21 protein-coding genes are annotated in these 23,101 nt (G+C 62.6%); 9 read left to right on the top strand and 12 right to left on the bottom strand.

What is annotated here, in order from left to right; translation table 11 throughout:
• Positions 1–17 precede the first annotated feature (17 nt).
• Positions 18–779 (bottom strand): SDR family oxidoreductase, encoded by a 762-nt coding sequence (locus AADW23_RS17375; protein ID WP_341862203.1) that lies wholly within the window; start codon positions 777–779, stop codon positions 18–20.
• Between the two features lie 181 nt (positions 780–960).
• Between AADW23_RS17375 and AADW23_RS17370 the strand changes: the two genes are divergently transcribed.
• From AADW23_RS17370 to AADW23_RS17355, 4 genes are all read left to right on the top strand, one after another.
• Entirely contained in the window at positions 961–2,535 is a 1,575-nt protein-coding gene (locus tag AADW23_RS17370; protein WP_341862202.1) for a Re/Si-specific NAD(P)(+) transhydrogenase subunit alpha, read from the top strand.
• Between the two features lie 12 nt (positions 2,536–2,547).
• A complete protein-coding gene (locus tag AADW23_RS17365; RefSeq protein ID WP_341862201.1) occupies positions 2,548–3,981 on the top strand; it encodes an NAD(P)(+) transhydrogenase (Re/Si-specific) subunit beta in 1,434 nt (477 codons plus the stop codon).
• Positions 3,982–4,100: 119 nt separating this feature from the next.
• Entirely contained in the window at positions 4,101–4,466 is a 366-nt protein-coding gene (locus AADW23_RS17360; protein WP_341862200.1) for a hypothetical protein, read from the top strand.
• Between the two features lie 59 nt (positions 4,467–4,525).
• A complete protein-coding gene (locus AADW23_RS17355; RefSeq protein WP_341862199.1) occupies positions 4,526–5,095 on the top strand; it encodes a cobalamin biosynthesis protein CobQ in 570 nt (189 codons plus the stop codon).
• Positions 5,096–5,109: 14 nt separating this feature from the next.
• Here the strand turns inward: AADW23_RS17355 and AADW23_RS17350 are convergent, their stop codons facing one another.
• Entirely contained in the window at positions 5,110–5,292 is a 183-nt protein-coding gene (locus AADW23_RS17350) for a hemin uptake protein HemP (RefSeq protein ID WP_341862198.1), read from the bottom strand.
• Between the two features lie 212 nt (positions 5,293–5,504).
• Between AADW23_RS17350 and AADW23_RS17345 the strand changes: the two genes are divergently transcribed.
• Together AADW23_RS17345 and AADW23_RS17340 are read left to right on the top strand one after the other, a co-directional pair.
• Positions 5,505–6,011: an NUDIX hydrolase gene (locus tag AADW23_RS17345; protein WP_341862197.1), complete on the top strand. Its 507-nt coding sequence runs from the start codon at positions 5,505–5,507 to the stop codon at positions 6,009–6,011.
• 61 nt (positions 6,012–6,072) lie between these two features.
• Positions 6,073–6,519, top strand: coding sequence for a DUF1178 family protein (locus AADW23_RS17340; protein WP_341862196.1), 447 nt, complete (start codon positions 6,073–6,075; stop codon positions 6,517–6,519).
• 99 nt (positions 6,520–6,618) lie between these two features.
• Here the strand turns inward: AADW23_RS17340 and AADW23_RS17335 are convergent, their stop codons facing one another.
• From AADW23_RS17335 to AADW23_RS17315, 5 genes are read right to left on the bottom strand one after another with little or no spacing between them, the layout of a single operon-like run.
• On the bottom strand, positions 6,619–7,803 hold the full coding sequence (locus AADW23_RS17335) for a glycosyltransferase family 2 protein (protein ID WP_341862195.1): 1,185 nt from the start codon (positions 7,801–7,803) through the stop codon (positions 6,619–6,621).
• A 4-nt stretch (positions 7,804–7,807) separates the two neighbouring features.
• Entirely contained in the window at positions 7,808–8,671 is an 864-nt protein-coding gene (locus tag AADW23_RS17330) for a glycosyltransferase family 2 protein (RefSeq protein ID WP_341862194.1), read from the bottom strand.
• A gap of 4 nt (positions 8,672–8,675) precedes the next feature.
• Positions 8,676–9,545, bottom strand: coding sequence for a hypothetical protein (locus tag AADW23_RS17325; protein ID WP_341862193.1), 870 nt, complete (start codon positions 9,543–9,545; stop codon positions 8,676–8,678).
• A gap of 5 nt (positions 9,546–9,550) precedes the next feature.
• Positions 9,551–10,702, bottom strand: a complete 1,152-nt coding sequence (locus AADW23_RS17320) for a glycosyltransferase 61 family protein (RefSeq protein ID WP_341864353.1) — start codon at positions 10,700–10,702, stop codon at positions 9,551–9,553.
• A gap of 5 nt (positions 10,703–10,707) precedes the next feature.
• Complete coding sequence (locus AADW23_RS17315; protein WP_341862192.1) at positions 10,708–11,517, bottom strand: hypothetical protein; 810 nt, start codon at positions 11,515–11,517, stop codon at positions 10,708–10,710.
• Positions 11,518–12,048: 531 nt separating this feature from the next.
• Between AADW23_RS17315 and AADW23_RS17310 the strand changes: the two genes are divergently transcribed.
• On the top strand, positions 12,049–12,615 hold the full coding sequence (locus tag AADW23_RS17310; protein ID WP_341862191.1) for a hypothetical protein: 567 nt from the start codon (positions 12,049–12,051) through the stop codon (positions 12,613–12,615).
• A gap of 161 nt (positions 12,616–12,776) precedes the next feature.
• On the opposite strand, the gene AADW23_RS17305 is transcribed toward AADW23_RS17310, so the two are convergent.
• The 4 genes from AADW23_RS17305 to AADW23_RS17290 are packed head-to-tail and all read right to left on the bottom strand — an operon-like array spanning position 12,777 to position 19,121.
• On the bottom strand, positions 12,777–15,080 hold the full coding sequence (locus tag AADW23_RS17305) for a sulfatase-like hydrolase/transferase (protein WP_341862190.1): 2,304 nt from the start codon (positions 15,078–15,080) through the stop codon (positions 12,777–12,779).
• On the bottom strand, positions 15,077–15,835 hold the full coding sequence (locus AADW23_RS17300; RefSeq protein WP_341862189.1) for a hypothetical protein: 759 nt from the start codon (positions 15,833–15,835) through the stop codon (positions 15,077–15,079). The genes AADW23_RS17305 and AADW23_RS17300 overlap by 4 nt, the downstream gene beginning before the upstream one ends.
• Positions 15,828–17,255, bottom strand: coding sequence for a hypothetical protein (locus AADW23_RS17295; RefSeq protein WP_341862188.1), 1,428 nt, complete (start codon positions 17,253–17,255; stop codon positions 15,828–15,830). Before AADW23_RS17295 ends, AADW23_RS17300 begins: the two co-directional genes overlap by 8 nt.
• Before the next feature lie 60 nt (positions 17,256–17,315).
• Positions 17,316–19,121 (bottom strand): glycosyltransferase family 2 protein, encoded by a 1,806-nt coding sequence (locus AADW23_RS17290; RefSeq protein WP_341862187.1) that lies wholly within the window; start codon positions 19,119–19,121, stop codon positions 17,316–17,318.
• A gap of 279 nt (positions 19,122–19,400) precedes the next feature.
• On the opposite strand from AADW23_RS17290, the gene bhcR reads away from it, so the two are divergent.
• Positions 19,401–20,243, top strand: a complete 843-nt coding sequence (gene bhcR / locus AADW23_RS17285; RefSeq protein WP_341864352.1) for an HTH-type transcriptional regulator BhcR — start codon at positions 19,401–19,403, stop codon at positions 20,241–20,243.
• Positions 20,244–20,379: 136 nt separating this feature from the next.
• Positions 20,380–21,471, top strand: a complete 1,092-nt coding sequence (gene hppD, locus AADW23_RS17280; protein ID WP_341862186.1) for a 4-hydroxyphenylpyruvate dioxygenase — start codon at positions 20,380–20,382, stop codon at positions 21,469–21,471.
• On the opposite strand, the gene xylB is transcribed toward hppD, so the two are convergent.
• Entirely contained in the window at positions 21,468–22,919 is a 1,452-nt protein-coding gene (gene xylB / locus AADW23_RS17275) for a xylulokinase (protein ID WP_341862185.1), read from the bottom strand. The two genes, hppD and xylB, sit on opposite strands and share 4 nt — an antisense overlap.
• Between the last annotated feature and the right edge of the window lie 182 nt (positions 22,920–23,101).

Raw genomic sequence — 23,101 nt, 5'->3', positions numbered from 1 at the left:
AACTCAGGCCCGTTCCCCTAACTCACCTGCCCGCCGGCAATCTGGATCGCTTGCCCATTCACACTGCGCGCCGCGTCCGAGACCAGCCACAGCGCCGTCGCCGTCACCTCATCCGTTGCCAACAAACGCTTATGGCGGTTCCCCCTTGCCAATAACGCGCGCGCGTCGTCCTCCGTCATGCCTTGGCTGGCGGCGATCTGGGCCGCGTTGCGCTCCACGATCGGCGTGTCCACATAGCCCGGGCAGATCGCGTTGAAGGTCATGGCAGACCCCATGTATTCCTCGGACAATCCGCGCATCAGGCCGATCACCCCGTGTTTGGAGGCCGTGTAGGACACCGCCCCCGACAATCCGCGCAGGCCCGCGATGGAGGATATCGCAATCATCCGCCCCCATGCGTCGCGCTCCAGCGTGGCCATCGCCGCCTGAAAGGTCAAAAACACACCGTCCAGGTTCGTGGCCATGGTCTTGCGCCAATGATCCAGCGTTTCGTGGCGGAAGCGGGCGGGCTCTGCGATGCCTGCGTTGGCGACGCAGACGCAGACCGGGCCATGCCGCTCTGCCGCACCTTTGAAACCCTCGCGCACCGCCGCCTCATCCGTGACATCCATGGGCAAGGCGTGCAGGCGGGGATGCATGTCGGCCAAGGTCCCCAATCGCTCTTCATCGCGCCCGGTGATCGAGACCTCCATCCCCAATCCTGCCAACCCCAAGGCGATACTCAACCCGATCCCCGTGCCGCCGCCGGTGACGACCGCATGGTGTCCTGTAACGTTCATCTGTGCGCTCCCTGCCAAGATAACTGACCCGTTGTTTTTTAGCCTGACGTAAAGCTGCGGCACTGTATACCAGCTTTCGCGCAACAAAATTACGCGACTGCGTTGTTCCTTCTGTTAGGTCTTGGTACTGGGATACCGAGCGGCCCTTGGGCCTTGGCGACAATCAACGGGGGGAAGTGCGATGAAAATCGGGGCTCCGAAAGAGGTAGAGGCCGGTGAAGCGCGGGTGGCGATGACGCCGGCCTCGGCTTTGCAGCTGCAAAAACTTGGATATGAATGTGTGATCGAGACGGGCGCAGGCGCGCTCGCTGGGTTCTCGGACGCGGCCTATGAGGCAGCCGGGGTTGAGGTCGTCAAAACCGGCGCGGCCCTTTGGAAAGCGGCCGATATCGTCGCAAAGGTCCGCCCGCCCAACACGACCGAGACCAAGCGGCTGCGGGAAGGGCAGCTTCTGATCTCGTTCTTTTATCCGGGCCAGAACGAAAAAGGCATGGAAGGCGCGCGCAAGCAGGGTGCCAATGTCATTGCGATGGACATGGTGCCGCGCATCAGCCGCGCCCAGAAGATGGATGCTTTGTCGTCCATGGCCAATATCGCGGGCTACCGAGCGGTGATCGAGGCGGGCAACAACTTTGGCCGCTTCTTCACCGGTCAGATTACGGCTGCCGGTAAGGTGCCGCCAGCCAAGGTTCTGGTTGTGGGCGCGGGCGTTGCTGGTCTGGCCGCTATCGGCACCTCCACCTCGCTTGGGGCGATCACCTATGCCTTCGACGTGCGCCCGGAAGTGGCCGAGCAGGTCGAGAGCATGGGCGCGGAGTTTGTCTTCCTCGATTTCGAGGAAGAGCAGGCAGACGGCTCATCCACCGGAGGCTACGCCTCGGTGTCTTCGCCGGAATTCGCTGCCGCTCAGCTCGCCAAATTCCGCGAGATTGCGCCAGAAATTGACATCGTCATCACCACGGCCCTGATCCCCGGACGCGACGCGCCCGAGTTGTGGACCGAAGATATGGTGGCCGCGATGAAGCCCGGCTCGGTCATCGTTGACCTCGCCGCAGAGCGCGGCGGCAACTGCAAGCTGACCGTCAAGGACGAGAAGATCGTCACCGACAACGGTGTCACGATCATCGGCTACACCGACTTCCCGTCGCGCATGGCCTCTCAATCTTCCACGCTCTACGCCACCAACATCCGCCACATGATGGCTGACCTGACCCCTGAAAAGGACGGTGAGGTGAACCACGACATGGAGGACGACGTGATCCGCGGCGCCACGGCTGTTTATGCCGGGGAAATCACCTTCCCGCCGCCACCGCCCAAAGTGGCCGCCATCGCAGCGCAACCCAAAGCGGCCCCGGTGCCGGAACTTACGGCAGAGGAAAAGCGCGCCCAGGAAGTGGCCGCGTTCCAGGAACAGACCAAGATGCAGGTCGGCCTGATCGCCGTGGGTGCGGCGCTGCTGTTGGGGGTGGGCCTTGTCGCGCCTGCCAGCTTCATGCAGCACTTCATCGTCTTCGTTCTGGCGATTTTCGTGGGCTTCCAGGTGATCTGGGGCGTTGCACATTCGCTGCACACGCCGCTGATGGCAGTTACCAACGCGATTTCGTCGATCATCATTCTGGGGGCGTTGACGCAGGTAGGCTCGGGTAGCTTCTTTGTCGTCATTCTGGCCGCGTTGGCCGTCTTCATGACGGGGATCAACATCTTTGGCGGCTTCCTCGTGACACGGCGCATGCTTGCCATGTTCCAGAAATCTTAAGGGGGCGGGATTATGGAATTCGGTTTCACAACAGCGGCTTATGTGGTCGCGGCAATCCTCTTCATCCTGTCTTTGGGCGGTCTGTCCGGGCAGGAGAGCGCGAAACGAGCCGTATGGTACGGCATTGCGGGCATGGCTTTGGCTGTGGCGGCAACCCTTGTGGGCCCCGGCGCAGGCTATTGGCTTCTGTCGATCATCATGATCGCAGCGGGCGGGGCCATTGGCTACCAACTGGCCACCAAGGTGCAGATGACGCAAATGCCCGAATTGGTGGCGGCCATGCACTCTCTCGTGGGTCTGGCGGCGGTCTTTGTGGGCTATATCGCCCATATCGAGTTGGGCCGTGTCATGGGCATGGACGCCGAGACGCGCGACGCGCTGACCGGTTTCGCGGGCCTTCTGGCGCATAAATCCGGGGTCGAGATCTCGATCCTGCGGGTCGAGCTGTTCCTGGGCGTCTTCATCGGTGCCGTGACCTTCACCGGCTCTGTCATTGCCTACGGCAAACTGGCGGGCCGTGTGGACAGCGCGGCGACGAAACTGCCCGGCGGCCATATGCTGAACATCGCAGCGGCGGCTCTCTCTTTGCTGACGCTGATCTGGTACTGCAACACGGGCGGCTTCTTCCCGCTGTTCCTGATGACCTTGGCGGCGCTGTTCATCGGCTACCACCTGATCATGGGCATCGGTGGCGCGGACATGCCTGTGGTTGTCTCCATGCTCAACAGCTACTCAGGTTGGGCAGCAGCGGCGATCGGCTTCTCGCTTGGCAACGATCTGCTGATTGTTGTGGGCGCGTTGGTCGGTTCCTCCGGGGCGATCCTCAGCTACATCATGTGCAAGGCGATGAACCGCAGCTTCGTGAGCGTCATCCTGGGCGGCTTTGGCGGCCCTGCGGGCGAGCAGATGGCCGTGGAGGGCGAGCAAATCGCCATCGACGCCGACGGCGTGGCGGCGGCGCTGAACGAGGCCGACAGCATCATCATCATCCCCGGCTACGGCATGGCGGTGGCACAAGCACAGCAAGCGGTGTCGGAACTGACCCGCAAGCTGCGTGCTGCGGGCAAAGAGGTGCGCTTCGCAATCCACCCCGTGGCGGGCCGCTTGCCCGGCCACATGAACGTGCTGCTGGCCGAGGCGAAGGTGCCTTACGACATCGTCCTGGAGATGGACGAGATCAACGATGACTTCCCGGATACGGATGTCGCCATCGTTATCGGCTCCAACGACATCGTGAACCCTGCGGCTCAAGACGACCCCAACAGCCCCATCGCCGGTATGCCGGTTCTGGAATGCTGGAAGGCCAAGCAGGTCTTCGTGTCCAAGCGGGGCCAGGGTACGGGCTATTCGGGCATCGAGAACCCGCTGTTCTTCAAAGAGAACACACGCATGTTCTACGGCGACGCGAAAGCCTCGCTCGATGCGTTGCTGCCGAAAGTCGATTAAGGCCAAGCCGATCAAGTCAGAAAACCCCGCCCAATCCGGCGGGGTTTTTCATTTTGGCGCTTTGGGCCATCCCGTGTAGGCTGGCGGCATTCAAACCGCTGCTTTTTCACGAGGCCCCTATGTTCCGTTCCTTCCTCACCGTTGCCGCTTTGGCTATTTCCACCGTCACGGCCACCCTTGCCCCGATGCAGGCTCAGGCCACGGGCCATGGCTGCCAGCAGGTCCATTTCCCACGCGGGGCATATGCCCACACGGTCCACGGCCATGCCAATGCGCACCAATCGCAATGCTACTATCTGCCTGTTCGGGCAGGGCAATTGGCGCGGGTGCGGGTGACTTATGGCTCGGTCTTCTTTTCCACGACACACACCCAAGGCAACTATACCAACGTTGAATTTCGTACCGTGAACGGGCAGCTCTATGTCTATGTGCACACCGATTACGCGGGTAGTCAGCCCTATGGTATCGAGTTCGTGTTCGTCTAAAGGCTGCCCGTTGTTCGTAAGCGCTTTCCCTTGCAGCACGTAAGCGGCACGGTGGCGCGATGAATACGCCCGCACATCTGATTTTCGGGGCTGCTGCGTTCGGCAAGCCTGAACACCGCTGGACCCTTGCCGCCGCCCTGGCGGGAGGGCTGATGCCGGACCTGTCGCTTTACCTGATGGTGGGATGGCACCTGCTGATTGCGGGCACCGAGGCGCGGGTGGTGTTTGGAGAGCTCTATTACTCCGACACGTGGCAGACGGTCTTTGCCGTCGACAATTCGTTCATTCTTTGGGGGGGCGTTTTTGCGCTTGCCCTTTGGCAAGGCTGGCGGGTGCTGATCGCCTTCAGCGGCGCCGCGCTGGTGCATATCGCCTTTGATTTCCCGCTGCACGCGGGCGACGGTCGGGCGCATTTCTGGCCGCTTAGCCGTTGGATCTTTGACAGCCCGGTCAGCTATTGGGACAGGCACCACCACGCCAACTGGGTCGGACCGACCGAATTGGCGTTTTGCATCGCGCTGGTCGCGCTTTTGTGGTGGCGGGTGCCGGATTGGCGCTGGCGGGTGGTTTTTGCGCTGCTGTTACTGGCGGAATTCGGCTCTAACAACATCTGGCGCTTCGTGTTCTGACGCGCCTTGGGCGGTCATTTTGTGAGGATCAGTTTGCCCGCACGGGTGATGCGCAGCGTATAGGTCTTATCGTCCAGAACGATCAAAGCGGTGCCCGCCGCGCCCACAAGGCGTTGCGCGTCATAGATAGGCTCGCTGGGAGGGCGAACGGCGGGAGGCGTGCGGTCCGGGTCGGTCATACGGGCTTGAAAGGACATGGTCTTCTCCATTGGCGAGCGGTTGAGATATTTCTGACTAAATGAGTCGGATTTGTCAATCCCGAGTCTTTTACCTAGAGAAATTGCGCCGCCCCTGACGTCTTGAAAAAGCCGTACGCGGCGCGCGCGGGTATCGCGCTGCTGCAACGGTTGGTCGGAGTGGGGGCGGGGGGTAATTGCGTCCCCTTGGCGGCCATGACATCACAACGGGCATGAACACCAGCACGACGCCCGTCGACCCAGACGCCAACCCACAACGCCCCCTTCGTATCCAAGCGGAGTCGAAACGCGATCCGCGCACCCAGTTCGCGGGCCTGCCGTTCCGTGTGGTGAAGGGCAAAAATGGCAAACGGATCGAGGTCCTACTGGTCACGTCGAGGGAAACCAAACGGTGGATCATTCCCAAAGGCTGGCCCATGGATGGCATGACCCCAGCCGAGGCCGCCGCCCAGGAGGTCTGGGAAGAAGCGGGGGCCATAGGAAAGGCCTACGACACGTGTTTGGGACTATACTCTTACCGCAAGTGGATGAGCAAAGACCTGACGTTGCCCGTGATTGTTGCGGTCTTCGCGGTAAAGGTAAAAAAGCTGGAAGAGGATTTTCCAGAGGCGGGCGAACGCCGACGGAAGTGGTTCAGCCTGAAGAAGGCTGCGACCAAGGTAGAGGAAAAGGACCTGCGCCAGTTGATTGCGACGTTCTCGCTGGATCGACTGAAGTAGCGGCAAGAGAATGGCTCCTGGCCCTTGCAGCGTGCCGGAATTGGCATAGATTCAAAAGATCATGATCAGATACGCGATGAAATGTGGCGAAGGCCACAGGTTTGAAAGCTGGTTCCAATCGGCGGAAGCCTTTGACGGCCTGGCCGACAGGGGCCTGTTGAGCTGCGCGATCTGCGGCGGCGGCGATGTGACCAAAGCGATGATGGCGCCACGCGTAACGGGGGAAGGTGCCCCTGATGGGGCGGAGCCCGCCGGGTCAGAGCAGCGCCCCTTATCGGCCCCGCCACATCCGGCTGAAGCGGCGCTGCGCGCGCTTCGGGAGCATGTGGAGAAGACCTCCACCGATGTGGGCGGCAACTTCGCTCGGGAGGCTCGGGCCATGTATTTGGGCGATAAGCCGGAAAAGCCCATTTACGGGCAGGCCAAGCCCGATGAGGCGCGCGCGTTGATCGAGGATGGCGTGCCGATCCTGCCTTTGCCGGGCGTTCCTGGCGACAAGTCCAACTGACACAGCCCTCGCAGGTTGGGATGACGTGATAGGGGCCGCGATCGGCGGTGTGGGCTGCGGGGGCGGGATTCGATATTTGTAAAAAGGTGAAAGGGCCTGCTAGCGCCACGTGCCATAATCGGGCGTGACGCCTTTGGAGAGCAGTTCACGGGCATCGCGGGCATCGCGCTGGTCTTCCATGCGGCGCACGGATTTGGCGACGGCGCGGGCGATTTGAAGGTCGGGGATGCCTTCGGCCTGCATTTTCGCGACCATCTCCTTGCCCTGAGGAGCGAGGGGTTGGGGGAAGAGAATGTCATCGAGGCTATCAAAGTTGGATTGCGAGGCGGTTTTCAGCGCCGCCATTTTCGCGGCGTAGGGGGGCGCGGCGCGCAGGGCCGTAAGGGCCTTGGCGTGCCAGTGAGCGGCCTGCTCGATCAGGGCGCTGAGGGCGGGGTCGTCGAGGTATTGGGCGACACGCGATTGCGTCGCCGCGGCGTGGGAGAGCAGGTGGGTGTGGGGGGCCTCGTTCCGGTCGAAGATAGCGTAGTAGGTGGGGTCGTATTTATCGGGCTTGGCATTGACGTTGCCACGGGCGGCGCGGCGCAGAAACGCCTCGGCGCTTTGGGTGGCGAAATGGGCGATTTCCGCGTGGGCGTAGCCGAGGGTTGCCAAGGAAGACCGCCACATGCCGTCCTTGAAGGCCCGGGTCATGGGTTTGGCTGAGCCGTTGACCCAATTCAGCCGATGCAGAGCGTGCTTGTCGCGGCCTTTGACGGTGGGGCGGTGGATGCCCAGTTTCATGTTGTCGAAGGGGCGGAACAGGGTTTTCACCCCCCATCCCTTGCGAAACCGGTCTGGGGCGCTGCGGGTGTAGGCCTCGGTCACGGGGGTATTTGTCCAAGCGGTCAACCCGTTGCCGCCCATCATCCGCCACGTCAGGGCGAAGCCGTCGGCCTCGGGCGCCGTGGCGAAGAGGTCATCCAGGTGGCCTTTGCCGCGTTTCACGGTCACGTATTCATCCACGTCCAAGGCGATGATCCAGTCGCTTTCCACCACCTCGGGCAGTTTCAGCGCGCGGCGCAGGGCGAGGGGTTGCGGCTTGCCGCCAAGGGGCACCTTGTTGCGGTGGTGAATGACCTCGCCCATGGCGGCCAGACGGTCGAGGATCGCATCGGTGCCATCGCTGCAATCGTTGGTGAACACGACGATCCGGTCAAAGCCGATCAGGCGGTGGTGGGCGATCCAATGGAGCGCGAAGGGCGCTTCGTCCTTCATCATCGTGACGATGGTGCGACCGGCCATGGTTTCAGCCCTCCGGGCCGTGCCGCAAAAGGCCACCTTCGGCGGCGAGCGCCTCGGCCTGGGGATCGGTCAGGGCATGCAACGTGTCGAACAGGGCGCGGTAGCCTGCTTCGGGATCAGCGCTCTCGGCGATCTCGGCCACGCGTTCTTTCACGGGGACCACGAAGCCATGGGCCCCGGCGCGCCACGCGACCTTTTCACGCCAGCGTGCGTATGTGGGGGCCGCGTAATGCAGAAGGTAGGCGCGCTCGCTGGCGCCCCAAACAGGGCCGGGCGTTCTGTGGCCCTGGGCGTCCTGGGCCCAATGGAGCTTCATGTTCAGCCCCTCTTGCCCGGCGCGGTGAAAGCTTTTGCCTTCGGGGTGATACGTGAGGCCGAAACGCGCCCGCAGGAGGTTGGATTTCTCGCCGTAGACACGGTCCACGGCGGCACGCTCGATGGGGGTGCGGAAGGCCTCGGACCCGTCGGGCAGGCGCACCTGTTCGGCGCTGCGCACGCGCAGGGATTGGGCGTCCTCGGGCAGACTGTCCAAGGCTTGCGCGATGGGGCGGTCTTGCATCCACATCAACTCGTCAGCATCAAGAACCAGTAGCCAACCGTCTGATAACTCTCGGTAAGCTTGGCCCAACACGCCCCGTTGGCGGCGTGTGAAGCGGGCGTCGGGCTTCAGGCGCAGGCTGGCCCAGAAGGCGGGCGTGCAGGGGCGGGCGTCGATGCGCGGCTCCCCCTGCAAGCGGGGGAGTGAGGGATCATCGGGATCGTCAAGAAACAGGACGATCTTGTCGGCCCCCTGATCCAGATGCCAACGCAAAAACCGATCCAGGATCGGCCAAGGTTCCCGCGCGATTGTGGCGACGGTGAAACCCATGGGACTAGAGCAATCCGTGGAAACGGGCGGGGATCTGGACGGGCAGGCCCTGTTCGCGGTTGCGCGGATCTCGCGAGGGGCGCGGGCGCTTTGCGGGCTCTGCGGTGTCGGGCTCGATCGGGAATTCCGCAAGGCCGATGGCGCGGGCCTCGGGCCAGTCTATCGGCTCGGCCAGACCGGCATCGGCGATGGCATTCAGGCGGTCCGTTTGATGGCCGACGAAGCTGTTGTGTTGTTGGGTGCCGCCGCGTGCATCCATGCGGGCTTGGGCCAAGCCCTGGTCGGCCAAGGCGAGGTGGAACAGGACGAAATGCTCGGACATGCGCACGGGTCGATTCAACAGGCGATGGGCGCCGCCAGCCCAGTTCGACCAGCGGTTGATGACGAAGGGTTTGGAATAGCGATCGGCGATGAACCCTGCCTTCCGCTGCCCCAGAATTGGCTGCGTCGGGTCCACCGGTGTCGTTTCCGAGGCCGCTTGCACCACGTCGCAACCGAGCGCGAAGATGTAGCCGTGATCGCCCAATTCGGCAAAGGCATCGGGCCAATCAATGCCCGTGTCGGGGTCAATCACCACGTATTCATCCACATCGCCGCGAATAACGTATTCGTAGCGTTTGCGCAGCCGATTGGCGCGGCCGGACATGGCCTTGGCCATGAATTGATCGTTCTTGATCCGGCGGCGCGGGGCATCCAGCAACACCTCTACGGTGATGCCTGTCAGGTCCACATCGGGTTCCCAATCGTCGCCGTCGATCACAACATAAAGGTTTTCACGCCCGCCCACGATGGGGCCGTAGTAGTCGATCCACTTCTGAAGGAAGTAGCTTTCGTGGCGCACATGGGTCAGGGCGCAGAGGAACTCTTTGGCCATATCTTCTAGCCTTCGATGCTTTGGAAGGTGAGCGTTTCGCCGACCCGTTCAGACAGGGCCGCTACCGCCTTTGTGGTCTGGAGTTTGGTGGGCGCGGTCCACTTGGTGGCGGCGGGCAGGAACCCGTCTTTGGCCAACGCGGCCCCAATGGCGGGGAATGACAATGCCGCGTGGGCCTCGCGCTTTTTGGTGCGGCGTCCCTCGGGGCCATAGACGCCCGAAACCGCCTCGATCCTTGTGGGGGCGCGGCCTTGCCAGCTGGTGAACTGGGCGACGTAGTCTTCGATATTATTGGTCGGGCCGCGATTGATGATGGCCACCTTGGTATCAGGAGAAACAACCATAGCGGCCAGATGCAGGGACGAGGCATCCAGCGACACGATCCGGCGCGCGGCCTTGTAGGCGGCGATTTGTTCCGTGATGTCATGGTTCTGAGGGTGGAAAATGCTGTAACCGGCCTTTTCCATCCGCGTCTCGATCAGTGTTTCAAGCAATACAGAGCCGCGTTTGGAGGGCAGTTGCGAGCGGGAAATATAGAGATCCTGCCCACCTTGTGCCGCCACATCGGCCCCAAGGGTCGATTGCATAAATTGGCGGTATTCGGGGCGGCCCTTGATCATGTTGCCGATGCCAAAGCCCGGTTCGGGGATGGCCAATTGATCAATGATAACGGGCTGTTGCGGGACGCGGAAGGTGACCTTCGTATCGTCCAGCCCCATGGCGGCGAAGAACGGGAGTTGATGGCGGAAATGCCGCCGCTCGTGGGTCAGATGCTGTTTGGGTAGAAATACGATGCCCGCGATGGGGCCCAAAGCATCCAGCGCCCAAAGTCTGGACGTCGTTTCGCACAGGAAGTGGCCGAAGTGGCCATAGAACAGCCCACCATAGAGCCACCGGCCCACCAGACGCTCAGGCGCTTGTTCCGATGTCGGGAAGGCGGGTTCCAATGTGATCGGCCCGGTGTCATAGCGCCAGCAATGGCCTTCGGGCAGGAAGGTGCCCTGCGCATCAAACAGGCCCGCCGCGCGGCGGGCGCCACGGTCGCCGCCCTCGACCCAAGGGACCAGCGTCACATCATCGTGCCACGACGGGGTCCAATTGATCGGGCGGTCCGGATCAAAATCCAGCGCTGGGGCGGGGGGCGGAACGGCTTGCATATCGTTCACTCCAGCGCGTCCTCGGGCGTGATGCCGACCTCCTGGCACATGCGCCAGGCGTAGGAGTTCTCCAGCGGGGCATTCTTGCGCCACCAGGGCTTGGTGCCGTTGGTGTAGAGGTGGACGGAGACGGTATTCTCGGAGAACCAGCCCTCAACCCGGCCATGGGGGTCGTAGAAGATGTCGTTCAGCTGGAACGGCACCGGGTAGAGAACGTCCGAGGTCATAGCCTTGTCGATGTCGCCCGTCTGGCGCGCGAAATGGGTGAAGGCTTGCGGGCCGAAGGCTGTCCGCTCGGTCTTGTAGATCCGCACGGCGAGCGGCAGGTTGCTGTCCTGGCGGTCCATCCGTTTGCGCTGGCGTGGATTCCACCAGGGCGGATAGTCGGGCAGGTTGTCGTAGTAGTCGAGCAGTTGGTCCATCAACTCGCCCTTCTGGGGGATGCCGACGACGCCGCAATTCAGCGCCCCGCGCATGCCGTGGCCGGCGTAGATATGCTCCCACTCGTCCGGGAACGGGGCGTGGCAGAAGGCGTCGCAGTCGATCCAGATGGCGCCTGTCTGCTGGATCATCTTGTAGCGGAAGACGTTGGAGAGGAACGAGGCCGAGGTTGCTTCCACGATGTCCATGGGGATGTCCATGATATCGGTGGCGGGTTTGACCACCACGCCTTCGGGGGCGTTGGTCACTTCGTCGGTGCAGTAAAGCGTCACCGGATGGCCGTGGCGCAGGTGGGATTTCAGGCAGAGCTGGTTGAGATATTGCAGGCTCTCGCCGATCCAGAGAGAGGCGACGGGGCGTCTGTTGAGGTCCATGGGTTGGCCTTTTTTGCTCGATGCGAGGCGAATTTGTTCGCGCTTGATTGCGGCCAGTGTCGCCTTTTTCGCGGCCCTTGGCAAAGGGTTTTGGCAGAGAATTTTAGAGGTGTGGCGGGTGTGCTCAAGCTTGAGCAGGGGTTTAAGGTATTGATTTGTAATATAATTCAGAATAGGCGCAAAGGAATGAGTGATTTTGCAGCGATGAGGTAGCCCGCAATGGTGCAGTTCCTCCGCCGCTGCACCGTTGACGCCGAGTCTTTGCGGGAGCGAATGTCGGTTATGCGGGACAAAGCTGCCGTTCAATTCCCTCCTAAGGGGAGGGGCGAAATGTGGTCCGTCAAATTTGTTATTCGTTGCGCTCGCGAAATCAACTGTTGGGTCAATTCATGCCACGGGAACTTTACACGGGCACTTTTCCCGCTCGCTAACGGGTTCCGCTCCGCCATGGACTGCGAAGATCGTGCGAATCGTTGCTCAATGTTAACAATGTGTTAAAGTAAACCCGTTTTAAAATTTGGGACAAAAAAAATGACAATTTCTTTGAAGGCTCTTTTTGCGGCGCTGCCTGCCGCGATGCTTGTGGGAGCGACAGCAGCATATGCTGTCCCGATCAACGACGATATCGATGGCTCAATCCTCCTGACGGGCACTGGAAGTTACATCCAAGATGTGACCGGCGCCACCGCGTCCGGCGCGCCCGCTGGTAATTATGGGGGCATCGATAACGACGTTTGGTTCACCTTTTTCGGAACGGGCGCCAATGCTGAGGTATCGACGTCGAACCCTGCGACGGATTATGACACCCAGATCTGGGTGTATTCTGGCTACGATGGTTTCAACCTTTCAAGCCTGAGCGTAGTTGATTACGACGATGATGGAGGGTCGGGTTTTTCGTCCCTTGTAAATTTCGCGACCACAAGTGGAACACAGTATTGGTTCAATATCGACGGTTTTGCCGGCGACTCTGGTACATTCGAACTTAGCTACGCTGATCTCGCAGATGCCGCGCCTGTTCCTCTGCCGGCCTCGGGTTTGTTGCTTGGTGGGTTGCTGCTCGGCGGTGGTGTTGCTGCTCGTCGGAAGAAACGCACCTAAATCGATCACTGTTCTTGTGAAAAGCCCGGCATCGTTTCATTATGATACCGGGCTTTTTATATGCGATATTGACTGGGACTTGAGGAAATTCAGGATTTCCATTTTGTCTCCATTCCGCCGTTCGCTTCGACCCCCTACACCAGCTGATCCAAGACGCGAGCCTAGATCACCTGTGCGCTTACGCTAGTGCCGTCTGCGACGCCTGTGATCTCCAGGATTGAGAGACCACTGCGAACGCGCCAAGTGTCTGAAGCGATCTTTTGTACGATGGGGGTGCTAGGCCAGGCGCTGAGGTCGTATCGTTGGTCTTCGTGCCATTGCGCGATGATGGTGACGCCGCCATAGGCCGGCTTGAAGATTTTGGCGCCTGCCTCCGGCGTGATGCGGGTGACGCCTGCGCCGGTGGCGATTTCATGGTCGCCGTCGCCAATGTGTAGCGCGTTCTGGCCGGGGCCTGCGTCGATGGTGGAGGCGCCCTCGCCGTCATAAATGACATCGTTGCCGTGGCCGCCGTAGATATGGTTGCGGCCCGCGTTACCGTGGATTTCATCATCCCCGGTGCCGCCGTCCAGCGTGTCGCGGCCGGGGCCGCCGTAAAGCGTATCGTTGCCCTCTTCCCCGTAGAAGCCGTGGCGGCGGTTGCCCTGTTTGGCCTTGGCGATCATCGTGTCGTTACCCTTGCCGCCGTAGAAGGTGGCAGAGCCGTGCTTGGGGCCGATCATCACGTCGTCGCCGTCCGAGCCCTTCACGTCAATCTCGACCCTCTCGGACGTCTCGAAATGGATCGGGCTGTCAGGGTGCGCGACGATCTGGAGGCGCTTGCCCTCGGGCTGGGGGCCTGTGCCTGCGCCTTCCTCCTTGCGGGACACCACGGTGGCGATGCGAATTTTCTCAACGTTTGCAGGGCAGTGGAGGATGTAGTCATCCGGCCCCGCCATGTACCAGAGCGTATCGGTGCCGCCGTCCTTGTCCTCTTGGATCTTCTCGGCGTCCGCGCCGTAGGCCCAGTAATCGTTATCTGCGCGGCCCCCCGCAAGCACGACAGAGCCGTCCACAGCCATCATCGCGTTGACGCCCTCGGCCGGGTTCTCAAACCCGCGCAGGTCGAGGCCGAGGTCCAGCGCGCCACGGGTCAACTCATCGCGGAGCGCGTTGATAGGGGCGCTGTCGGCGAGGTTCTGGGTCTCTCCGGGGTCGTTTTCCAGGTCGTAGACGTGTTCCTCGCCGTTGGGATAGCGGAAGTAGCGGTACTGGGAGAGGCCCTCGACGGAGGGGCGCACGGAGAGGGTGCCGAAGACGCAGGTGATGGGGGATTTGGTGGCGTCATAGCTGCCGAAGCTGGGGTCGATCAGCGGCAGCAGCGATTGCCCGGAGGTCCAGTCCGGGCGCGGGGGCAGGCCCGCCAGTTCCATGATCGTCTTGGGGATGTTGTGGAGGCTGACGGGCAGCGGCTCGACCCGCGGTTCCAGCCCTGCGTGCCACATGCCAAGGGGGATGTGGGCGGCGCTATCCCATTGGGACATCTTGTGAAAACTGTCGTGGTTGCCAAGGTTGAAGCCGTTGTCGGACAGGAAGATCACCGTGGTGTTTTCGGCCATGGGAGAGGCACGGAGCGCATCCATGAAGCGCCCGATTTCGTGATCCACATGGGAGATACAGGCGAAGTAGGCGCGCACGACCTGCCGCCATGCATTGTCGCCGGCCTTTTCGGGCGTCCAGGGGCCGTTGGCGATATAGGCGGCCTCGTAAACGGCGAAACCGGGTTGCGGGCCGAAGTAATCCTCGGGCGCGGCGATGGAGGGCCAGACGATGTCGTCGGTGTCATACTGGGCGTAGAAACGGTCGGGCGCGACGAGGTTGTAGTGGGGGTGCTTGAAGCCGAGCTGGATCAGCTGGCGTCGGGACGGATCCGCGCGCGAGAGGTGGTCGATGGCGTTTTGCGCCACGCGGTTGTCGAAGAACGTGTGGTCGTATTCGCCTTTGTCGTTGGGGTGGTTCACGCCTTTGATGCCGGGGCCCTTGTCCAGGTAGGCATGGACGTTGCGGCGCTTGCCTTTGTCTTCGGCCAGGGCGTCCTCATGGAAGAGGATGCGGCGGTATTCCTCGGGCATCGGCTTGTAATTGCTGTCAACTTTGCCGGTTGTGAAGGTGTAGAAGCCCGCCCGGCGCAGGTCGTAGGCCCAGGCTTTCTCGGGCGGATAGGCATCGCGCCAGAAGCGGTTGAGGTCCACGAGGCCTGAGCGGAAGGGGGAAATCCCGGTGGCCAGTTCCGCCCGACACGGCGCGCAGAGCGGCACGGTGGCGTAGGCGTTGGAGAAGCGCACGCCCTCGGCCATCAGGCGATCAAGGTTGGGGGTCTGGATCTCCAGCCCGAAGGTTTTGCGCCAGGTGTAGACGTCGATCATGTCATCGACCCAGATGACGCAGATGTTGCCGTCTTTGATGCTGTCGGGGGTGAAGGTCATGCGGCGGCCCATAGGTGGTGGCGCTTGAGCGCGGCGAGGGCCTTCGCGTCAGCCGGCGCGTCGGAGTGCAAGAGCGCCCGCCCCGGGAACAGCCACAGGTCAAGGATCAAGGCGCCGCCCAATGTCTTGAACAGTTTGGGGCGTTGGTTCCGGCATCCGATAAACAGGCTGGCCGCCCCCTGAAGGATGCCTTCGCTGGCCTTCGCGTCCACCCGGTTCGGCCCCATCGCTAGCGCCAGTTGGTCGCCGAACAGCGACACGATCGCCAGGCGCGGCGCGTCCTTGTCGGGGCAGGGCAGATCGACCGAGGCTCGCCCCTGATCGTCTTTCGCGGTCAGCACGCCGCCTGTTTCCGACAGGAACAGGTAGTTGCCCGCCCGCGTGGCGTTCAGCGCAAACAGGGTCCGCGCGTCTGTGCCCGGCGGCGTATAGAAGCGCACGGCGAGGCTGGCAGTGGCCGCATCGGGGGCGGCGTCTTCGGCCACCATGCCGCAATGAACGCCCGCACGGCATTGCAGGCCCATGAGGGTATCGACCTCTCCGATCTGGCCGTTGTCCTCGTTTGGTTCGGTAGGCTCGGCGGGCGGGCCGCCAATGAGGGTGCGCCAAAGGGATACCGCGCCCGTGTCCGGGTTCTGCTCCATCTGCGCGGTTGCGCCGTGCCACCACTGGCTTCCCTTGAGGGCCGATTTCACCGCGTCGGGTTCCGCCGAGCAGAGCACGCCGGGGGGCAGGTTGTGGTCCAGCTCAAGCATGGCGGCCCCCGTTGATGGGAAGCTGCGCGGGTAGCGCCCAGCGATGCAAGGTGACGCCCGTGACACTGACAAGGTGCCAATCATCGCGCACCGCGCCGGGGCCGTTGGCGGCGTAGATCAGGCGCAAGTCGGGGCCTTCGGGCGCCTTGGAAAGGGCGATCAGCACGGTTTGCGGATCATCCTCGGCCACGGAGATGTCGGTAATCTCGGCCCCGTTGGTGCAGCCCGCAAGGCTGAACCCGGCGTTTTCCCCGGCATTGAAGGGATCGGCCCTGTCCACCACCAGCGGCCCGTTGGCACGGGCGGCGACGCGCAAAACGGTGCCCTCCACCTCGGCCAGATGCAGGGTGGGGCATTTCCACGTGGCGGCCTCGGCGATGGCTGAGGCGGTCATCTCGGCTTGCTGCGTACGGGCGGTGTCGGTGGGGCGGTCGTAGTCATCCAAGGCGAACATATAGGCGGGGGCCGAGTGGATCAGGCGGTGGTCCCCGTGGGACCAGCCAAGCTCCCATTGCCCATCGAGCGCTGGGCCGGGCGCAATCCCCGGCAGACCGGATTCGAACTTTGCCACGAACAGCGGCTTGTCGAAGCCTAGCGCCCAAAGCCCCGCGCTGATGGCTTCCATGGTGGCGAGCATCCCGTCGCGGTAGGCGGCGGCGCTGTCGGAGTGATCTTCGAGCGCGAAGTCGAGCGTGACGGCCAAGACCTTCGCCTTCTTCCCCATCAGGGCGGCGGCGTCTTTCAGGTTCCTGGCGGCGATCAACAGGTTTTCTACCGCGCGGCCTTTGGCCAATTCGGCCGAGGTGGTGGCGGCGTCCGTCTCGACCCTTGTGACGAACAGGGGCAGGGGGCCGAAATCAGCCATGCGCCAGTCAAGAATGGCCTGCGCGGTCAGCGCCTCCAGGGTCATTTCGCGCAGATGTTCCAGCCGATCCAGCGGCTTTGCCGTCTCGATCCCCGCGTGCCCCACGGCGCCGATATCATCGGCGGGGGCCACGATGTGTTGCGGATAGCGGGCGGGTTCGCGGCTGGCCAAGGCGGCCCTTGCGCCGCCGACGCCAAGGATACCCAGAAGCGGCCCGCTAGTTTCCGCGATGATATCGCCGCCGTCGCCATGCTTGCGGAAGCCGCGCACGCCCTGGTCGCCGGGCAGCCTTGCGGTGAAGGTGAGCCAATCGCCGTCGCGGCGCCCGTCCCAAGCGTCAATGCCGTCGGGAAGCTCGGCGGCCTCGACCGGGGTGGCTTGCGCCTGAGATGGCCCGCGATCGGGCAGGCGCAGGGCCAAATCCTCGACCACACGGTCGGCCAACCGCAACACCAGCCCCGAGGGGTCGTAGCGAATGACATCGCCATTTTTCGCCCGCAACACCACGCCGTGGCTGGCGGTCAGGCCCTCATCTTCATCGGAATTATTCGTCACTGCATGCCCCTTTTGCGGCAGAGTAGGCCAGCGTAGCCCCCCACGCCAAGGCCAATCAGCCTATAGCGTGCCATTGAATTGCAAAGAGCCCGAGGGCGCGCGTTCGACGTCTTCCACAAAGCCCTTTTCCGCCAGCACCGGCGTATATTCCGCGCGGTACTTCTCGGCCTGATCGTCCGAGACGACGGGGATAATCACCCGCTTGAGCCGGCTCAGGTCTTGGGAGCCCAAGCGTGCGGCGGGCAAGTCAGCGGCGCGACCAATGCGCAGGGCATCGGGGTTGAAATCCTTCAGATAGGCGGCCAACCCGCTGGCTTGATCCGGCCCGTCGGAGGGGAAGATCAGCGGGCCATCGGTGAATTTCAGGCGGTCGTTGGCGATCTCGGCCCGCTCGGCCAGCGTCCGGCCATAGGCCACCAGCGGGGTGCGGCTGTCTTGCGCCATATAGATCGTGCCGTCGTTCATCTTTACGGTGCGCATGCCGATAAACCCAATCCCCGCGCCGATTTCCAGCACGCGGGGACAATGGGCCAAGTAGCCCGCGATATTGCGGGCGTGGCGGCGTTCAAACCGGCCCAGAATGATCACGTCGAGGCTTTCGGGCGAAAAAACACGGGGGTCGGCGGGCAGGTCGATATCGTGGTTCGCCACCCATTCCAGACCGATTTCGCCGCTCAGGTCGATGTCGCCCTGCACGTAAGGATCGCCGTCCGAGGCCGCCCACCCGGCGACATTGTCGTTGCGCCGTTCCTCGATCGGTTTGGCGGCGGCTTCCTTTTCCACCCGGCTCATCAAGGCGGCGATCTTGGCGGGGTCGCGGGCTTGGGGGGGCTTGGCCTCGATCTTGGTGATGGGGACCTTCCCGGCCTCGATTAACCCTTCGCGCAATTGGGCATAGGCCTCGGTCTGGCGGTATTCGTCAAGGCGGGCTTCCACCCGGTCCAGCGCGGCGAAATGCAGGTCGTGCAGGACCGGATCTTTCAACAGCTCTGCCATGATCTTGGCGCGTTTTTCGGCGTGCAACATGGCGGTTTTGTCTTCCACCTCGTTGCGGTCCTGCAAGGACCAGTAGTCGTTGTTATACTTGTCTTTCTTGTTGTTCACATTGCCGCGGAACTTGCGCACGGCGTAGCTGTCCACCGACTTCACCGCGTAGTGGTTCATCTGCGCCCAATCGTAGCCCACGGTGCGCCGGATCGAGCGCCAGCCACGGAACTTGAAGTAGTCCTCCATCGGGCGGCCAGAGCCGTTGAGCCACTTCACCGTGTCGGGAAAGTCCGTCTCCAGCCACTTGTTCTTGATCGACGGGCGATGGATGCCGAGTTTCCAATAGCGGTGGTCGAATTTGAACAGGGTTTTCACCCCCCATCCCTTGTTCCAGAGCGGCGGCGCGGCGCGGATATATTGCTCGGTCACGGGCGCGCGGGACCATTCCACCACCCCGCCCGAGCCATAGATCCGCCACGTGATCACAATGCCATTGGCCCCTTGAGCCACGGCGTCGTCGATCATCCCCTCAACACTGCCCGAGGGGTGGCGGATGCAGAGGAATTCATCGGCGTCAAAGTTCAAAACCCAGTCGGCCTGGCGCACGATTGGCTCCATCTGCGCGTGCTTCAGGGCCGAGGGTTGCGGCTTGATCCCTTCCGCGATGACGTTCTCACGGTGGTGGCCCAGGCCCAATTCCTCCAGCCTTTTCAGCATGGTATCGGTGCCGTCGCTGCAATCGTTGGTGTAGACGAGGATATTGGTGAAGCCCACGGCCAGATGATGCGCGAACCATTCCAGAAGGAACGGCGCTTCGTCTTTCATCATCGACACGGCCAGAACTTCGCCATGTTTTGAGGTGTTCTTGAGGTGCTGCACGTCGCCCTTTGATCCCGGTTTGCCGGTGTGATTTGAGCCAGCTTACCACGCCACGGGCCGTATTAGAACAGCCTGAGGCGTGGCGATTGGTGTTGGGTTGGCACTGCGATGGCGTCGATCCGCGGGGCCTTGACAGTTCAGGGGCACTGTAGACGTCGCCTCGGACGTCCGGCACGTTTCTGAAATCGTTTTTCACGAAGGCGGGCGGTACGTTCCATTAGTTCTTTACGTATGGCCATTGTTTTTCATATGGTGAAATCGAATTTCAAATCCGGTGGAATGCCCATGGCTGATCCTGACAAAACCCCGCCTCGGCGCGCGCGCGGGCGGCCGCGCGATTGGGATGACAAGACCGCGCAGAACACCATCAAGTCCCTCGACCGGGCGATGGAGGTGTTGGAACATCTGAGCGAGACCCCCGGTGCGACCCTGTCTCGTCTGGCCGAAGACCTGAGCCAATCGCCCGCCACCGTCTACCGCATTCTGGTGACGTTGGAGGGGCGCAAGCTGGTGGAGTTCGACCCCGCCGCGCAGCATTGGCACATCGGCGCCCGGGCCTTTGTCATCGGCGCCCGCTATCTGCGCCGTACGACTCTGGTGGACCGTGCCCGCCCCATCATGCGCCGATTGATGGAGGTGACGGGAGAAACCGCAAACCTTGGAATTGCGCGCGATTCCAGCGTGTTGTTCGTCAGTCAGGTCGAAACAACAGCCACCATCCGCGCCTTTTTCGCGCCCGGTACGCTGTCGCCCATGCATGCCAGCGGCATCGGAAAGGCCCTGCTTGCGCAGATGAGCGATGATCGCCTGTCCCGGTTGATCGCCACGGCGCCGTTGGATCAATTTACCGCTCGGACGCTGACGGAACCTGCCACGCTCAGGGCTGATCTGGAGGCCACGCGCGACCGGGGCTTTGCCTTTGACGATGAAGAAAAGAATGAGGGGATGCGCTGCATCGCGGCGCCGGTTTTCGACCTGAACCAGGAAGCCGTTGCAGGTATCAGCGTATCGGGCCCTGCCAGCCGGGTGACGGCGGCGCAGATGGTCCCCTTTGCCGACGCCGTGATGGCGGCCGCGGCGGAATTATCCGCAGCCATGGGGGCGGAAACGTCCGAGCGCTGATACTTGCGAGGGCGGCGGCGAATCTGTTACAGATGGAACTGCTTGGCGTCGTAGGATGTCCATGCCCCGCGGGCCGGGATTTGTTTGTTGCGTGAAGGGCACGTTCCACGCGACGTTCAAAAACAGGAGACCCGATATGGGACCATTCCCCCACGACGCCCCGAAATCCGTGATCGACGCCAACAATGTGGCTGGCACCGATGGCTTTGAGTTTGTCGAATTCGCCCACCCCAACCCGGCCGAGCTGGAAACCCTGTTCCAAGCCATGGGCTACGCCGAGGTGGCGCGGCACAAGACCCGCGATATCAGCCTCTATCGTCAAGGCGACATCAACTATGTCCTGAACCGAGAGCCGAACACCCACGCCGCCCGTTTCGTGCAAGATCACGGCCCTTGCGCCCCGGCAATGGCGTGGCGCTGCGTTGATGCCGCCCACGCGCTGAAATGCGCGGTGGACTACGGGGCCGAGGAATATACCGGCGACGATAAAACCATGGACGTGCCTGCGGTCGTCGGCATCGGCGGATCACTTCTTTACTTCATTGATACCTACGGCGAACAAAGCCCCTATGAGGCCGAATTCGACTGGCTTGCAGAGGCCGACCCAAAGCCGTTTGGCGCGGGGTTCTATTACCTCGACCACCTGACCCACAACGTGATGCGCGGGAACATGTCCACTTGGTATGACTTCTACGCCAAGGCTTTCAACTTCAAGGAAATCCGCTTCTTTGACATCAAGGGCAAGCAGACGGGCCTGTTTTCGCGGGCCCTGACCTCGCCCTGCGGCAAGATCCGTATTCCGATCAACGAAAGCGCCGATGACACCTCGCAGATTGAAGAATACCTCAATGAATACAAGGGCGAAGGTATCCAGCATATCGCCGTGGCGACCAATTCGATTTACGACAGCGTGGACCAGATCGCGGCCAATGGCATCGACTTCATGCCACCGCCGCCCGACGCCTACTACGCCATGAGCCACAAGCGCGTGCACAATCATGAAGAGCCGTTGGAGCGCATGAAGCAGCACGGCATCCTGATCGACGGCGAAGGAGTTGTTGACGGCGGCGTGACGCGGATCTTGTTGCAGATCTTTTCCAAGACCGTGATCGGCCCGATCTTCTTCGAGTTCATCCAGCGCAAAGGGGATGACGGCTTTGGGGAGGGCAACTTCAAGGCTCTGTTCGAGAGTATTGAAGAGGATCAGATCCAGCGCGGCGTGATCTAGGCGTCCACTGCCGCGCCCACGGCTTTCAGTGCCGGATAGAGGGCGCGGTAACCCGCAAGGCGCGGCGCCAGTTCGGCGGCGCGGGCCGGGTCGGGGGTGAACCAGCGGCTGACCTCGGGCTTGGTGGCGACATGGGAGGGCGCGGCGCCAAGGGCCATTTGCCCCAGACGCGCGGCCCCCAGGGCGGGGCCAACCTCGGCCGCATCGCTGCGCCCAAGGGGCACTTGGATCACGTCGGCGATCATCTGCAACAGGAAGTCACTGCGGGTGCCGCCGCCGATGGCCAGAAGCCTGTCGGGCTTTGCGCCGCCTGCGGCCATGGCGGCCTGAGCATCGGCGAAGGTGAAGGCGATGGCCTCTACCACGGCGCGCATCATGGTGCCTTGGGTGGTGGTCTCGGACAGGCCCCAAAACCCCGCGCGGATGTCGTTGTCGCCGTGGGGGGTACGCTCTCCGCTCAGGTAGGGCAGGAATAGCGGGCCGGGGGTGGCCGTTGCGGCTTCTTCTAGAAGATCGGCGATGGGGCGTTGCAGCAGCGCTGCCAACCACGCCATCGGCCGCGCGCCGTTCAACATGGCGGCCATCTGAAACCAAAGGCCGGGCAGGGTGTGGGCATAGGCGTGGGTGCGACGTTCGGGGTTCGGCTCGCATGTCTTGGTGGTCACAAAGACCTGCCCCGATGTGCCAAGCGAGATGAAGCCATCACCCGGTGCAACGGCCCCGATCCCCACGGCCCCCGCCGCGCCATCGCCCGCCCCGGTGGCCACAGGAATGCCTTGGGGCAAGCCAAGGGCAAGGGCCGCATCAGCGCCGAGGTGTCCGGCCACGGCGTGGCCCGCCAGCACAGGGGGCAGCCAAGCAATATCGGTGGCGGAGGCATCGCACAAAGCCTGCGACCATTGGCCGGAATGTTGGTCAAACCACGACGTGCCGGCCGCATCGGACGGGTCTGTCGCCAGGTTTCCGTGGAGGTAAAGTCCGACATAATCCTTGGGCAAAAGCACATGGGCGATACGGGCGTGCACCTCTGGCTCGTGGTGGCTGAGCCAGAGCAGCTTGGGCGCGGTGAAGCCGGGCATGGGAGGCACGCCAGTGATATGCCCGATGTCGGGCACAGCGGCGGCCATCGCGGCGCATTCGGCCACGGCGCGGCCATCGTTCCACAGGATCGCGGGGCGCAGGGGTTTGCGGCTCTCATCCAGGGTGACCGCGCCGTGCATCTGGCCTGACAGGCCGATGACCTTGATCGTTTCGCGCAAACCGGCAGGCAAGCCCGCCATCGCCACGCCAAGGGCGGCGATCCAAGCGTCGGGCGCCTGTTCGCTGGCGCCGGTGAACGGGTGTTGAGAGGTCAGCGGCCCCTCGGACGTGGCCACAACCGCGCCCGCATCGTCGGTCACGCAGACCTTGACTGCCGAAGTGCCCATATCAATGCCCAGATGTGCCACGCGCGTTCCTTTCGAAGTGTCGTGGAGGGTAAACCCCCCGCGTGGACCCGTGTCAATTGAGGCAGGGCCAGACCGCTCGGGCAGTTGCGCCGGGATCGTTTCGGGGGGGGCACGCGCAGTACGGGGCGTGTTGATCACAGCGCCCGGGCGCAGCGGAACCGGGCGCAGCGCCCTCTCCTTTT

Source organism: Gymnodinialimonas sp. 57CJ19, from assembly GCF_038396845.1.
GTDB lineage: Bacteria > Pseudomonadota > Alphaproteobacteria > Rhodobacterales > Rhodobacteraceae > Gymnodinialimonas.
Note: the sequence above shows the minus strand (reverse complement) of the source record. Positions and strands in the feature narration are given on the sequence as shown.

Coding starts and splice junctions, on each gene's coding strand:
- bhcR (WP_341864352.1), top strand. CDS start 19,401: ATGCCCATGGCTGATCCTGACAAAACCCCGCCTCGGCGCGCGCGCGGG.
- AADW23_RS17300 (WP_341862189.1), bottom strand. CDS start 15,835: ATGCTTGAGCTGGACCACAACCTGCCCCCCGGCGTGCTCTGCTCGGCG.
- AADW23_RS17315 (WP_341862192.1), bottom strand. CDS start 11,517: ATGGACCTCAACAGACGCCCCGTCGCCTCTCTCTGGATCGGCGAGAGC.
- AADW23_RS17325 (WP_341862193.1), bottom strand. CDS start 9,545: ATGGCCAAAGAGTTCCTCTGCGCCCTGACCCATGTGCGCCACGAAAGC.
- AADW23_RS17305 (WP_341862190.1), bottom strand. CDS start 15,080: ATGACCTTCACCCCCGACAGCATCAAAGACGGCAACATCTGCGTCATC.
- AADW23_RS17350 (WP_341862198.1), bottom strand. CDS start 5,292: ATGTCCTTTCAAGCCCGTATGACCGACCCGGACCGCACGCCTCCCGCC.
- AADW23_RS17340 (WP_341862196.1), top strand. CDS start 6,073: ATGATCAGATACGCGATGAAATGTGGCGAAGGCCACAGGTTTGAAAGC.
- AADW23_RS17360 (WP_341862200.1), top strand. CDS start 4,101: ATGTTCCGTTCCTTCCTCACCGTTGCCGCTTTGGCTATTTCCACCGTC.
- hppD (WP_341862186.1), top strand. CDS start 20,380: ATGGGACCATTCCCCCACGACGCCCCGAAATCCGTGATCGACGCCAAC.
- AADW23_RS17345 (WP_341862197.1), top strand. CDS start 5,505: ATGAACACCAGCACGACGCCCGTCGACCCAGACGCCAACCCACAACGC.
- AADW23_RS17375 (WP_341862203.1), bottom strand. CDS start 779: ATGAACGTTACAGGACACCATGCGGTCGTCACCGGCGGCGGCACGGGG.
- AADW23_RS17330 (WP_341862194.1), bottom strand. CDS start 8,671: ATGGGTTTCACCGTCGCCACAATCGCGCGGGAACCTTGGCCGATCCTG.
- AADW23_RS17335 (WP_341862195.1), bottom strand. CDS start 7,803: ATGGCCGGTCGCACCATCGTCACGATGATGAAGGACGAAGCGCCCTTC.
- AADW23_RS17310 (WP_341862191.1), top strand. CDS start 12,049: ATGACAATTTCTTTGAAGGCTCTTTTTGCGGCGCTGCCTGCCGCGATG.
- AADW23_RS17320 (WP_341864353.1), bottom strand. CDS start 10,702: ATGCAAGCCGTTCCGCCCCCCGCCCCAGCGCTGGATTTTGATCCGGAC.
- AADW23_RS17355 (WP_341862199.1), top strand. CDS start 4,526: ATGAATACGCCCGCACATCTGATTTTCGGGGCTGCTGCGTTCGGCAAG.
- AADW23_RS17370 (WP_341862202.1), top strand. CDS start 961: ATGAAAATCGGGGCTCCGAAAGAGGTAGAGGCCGGTGAAGCGCGGGTG.
- AADW23_RS17365 (WP_341862201.1), top strand. CDS start 2,548: ATGGAATTCGGTTTCACAACAGCGGCTTATGTGGTCGCGGCAATCCTC.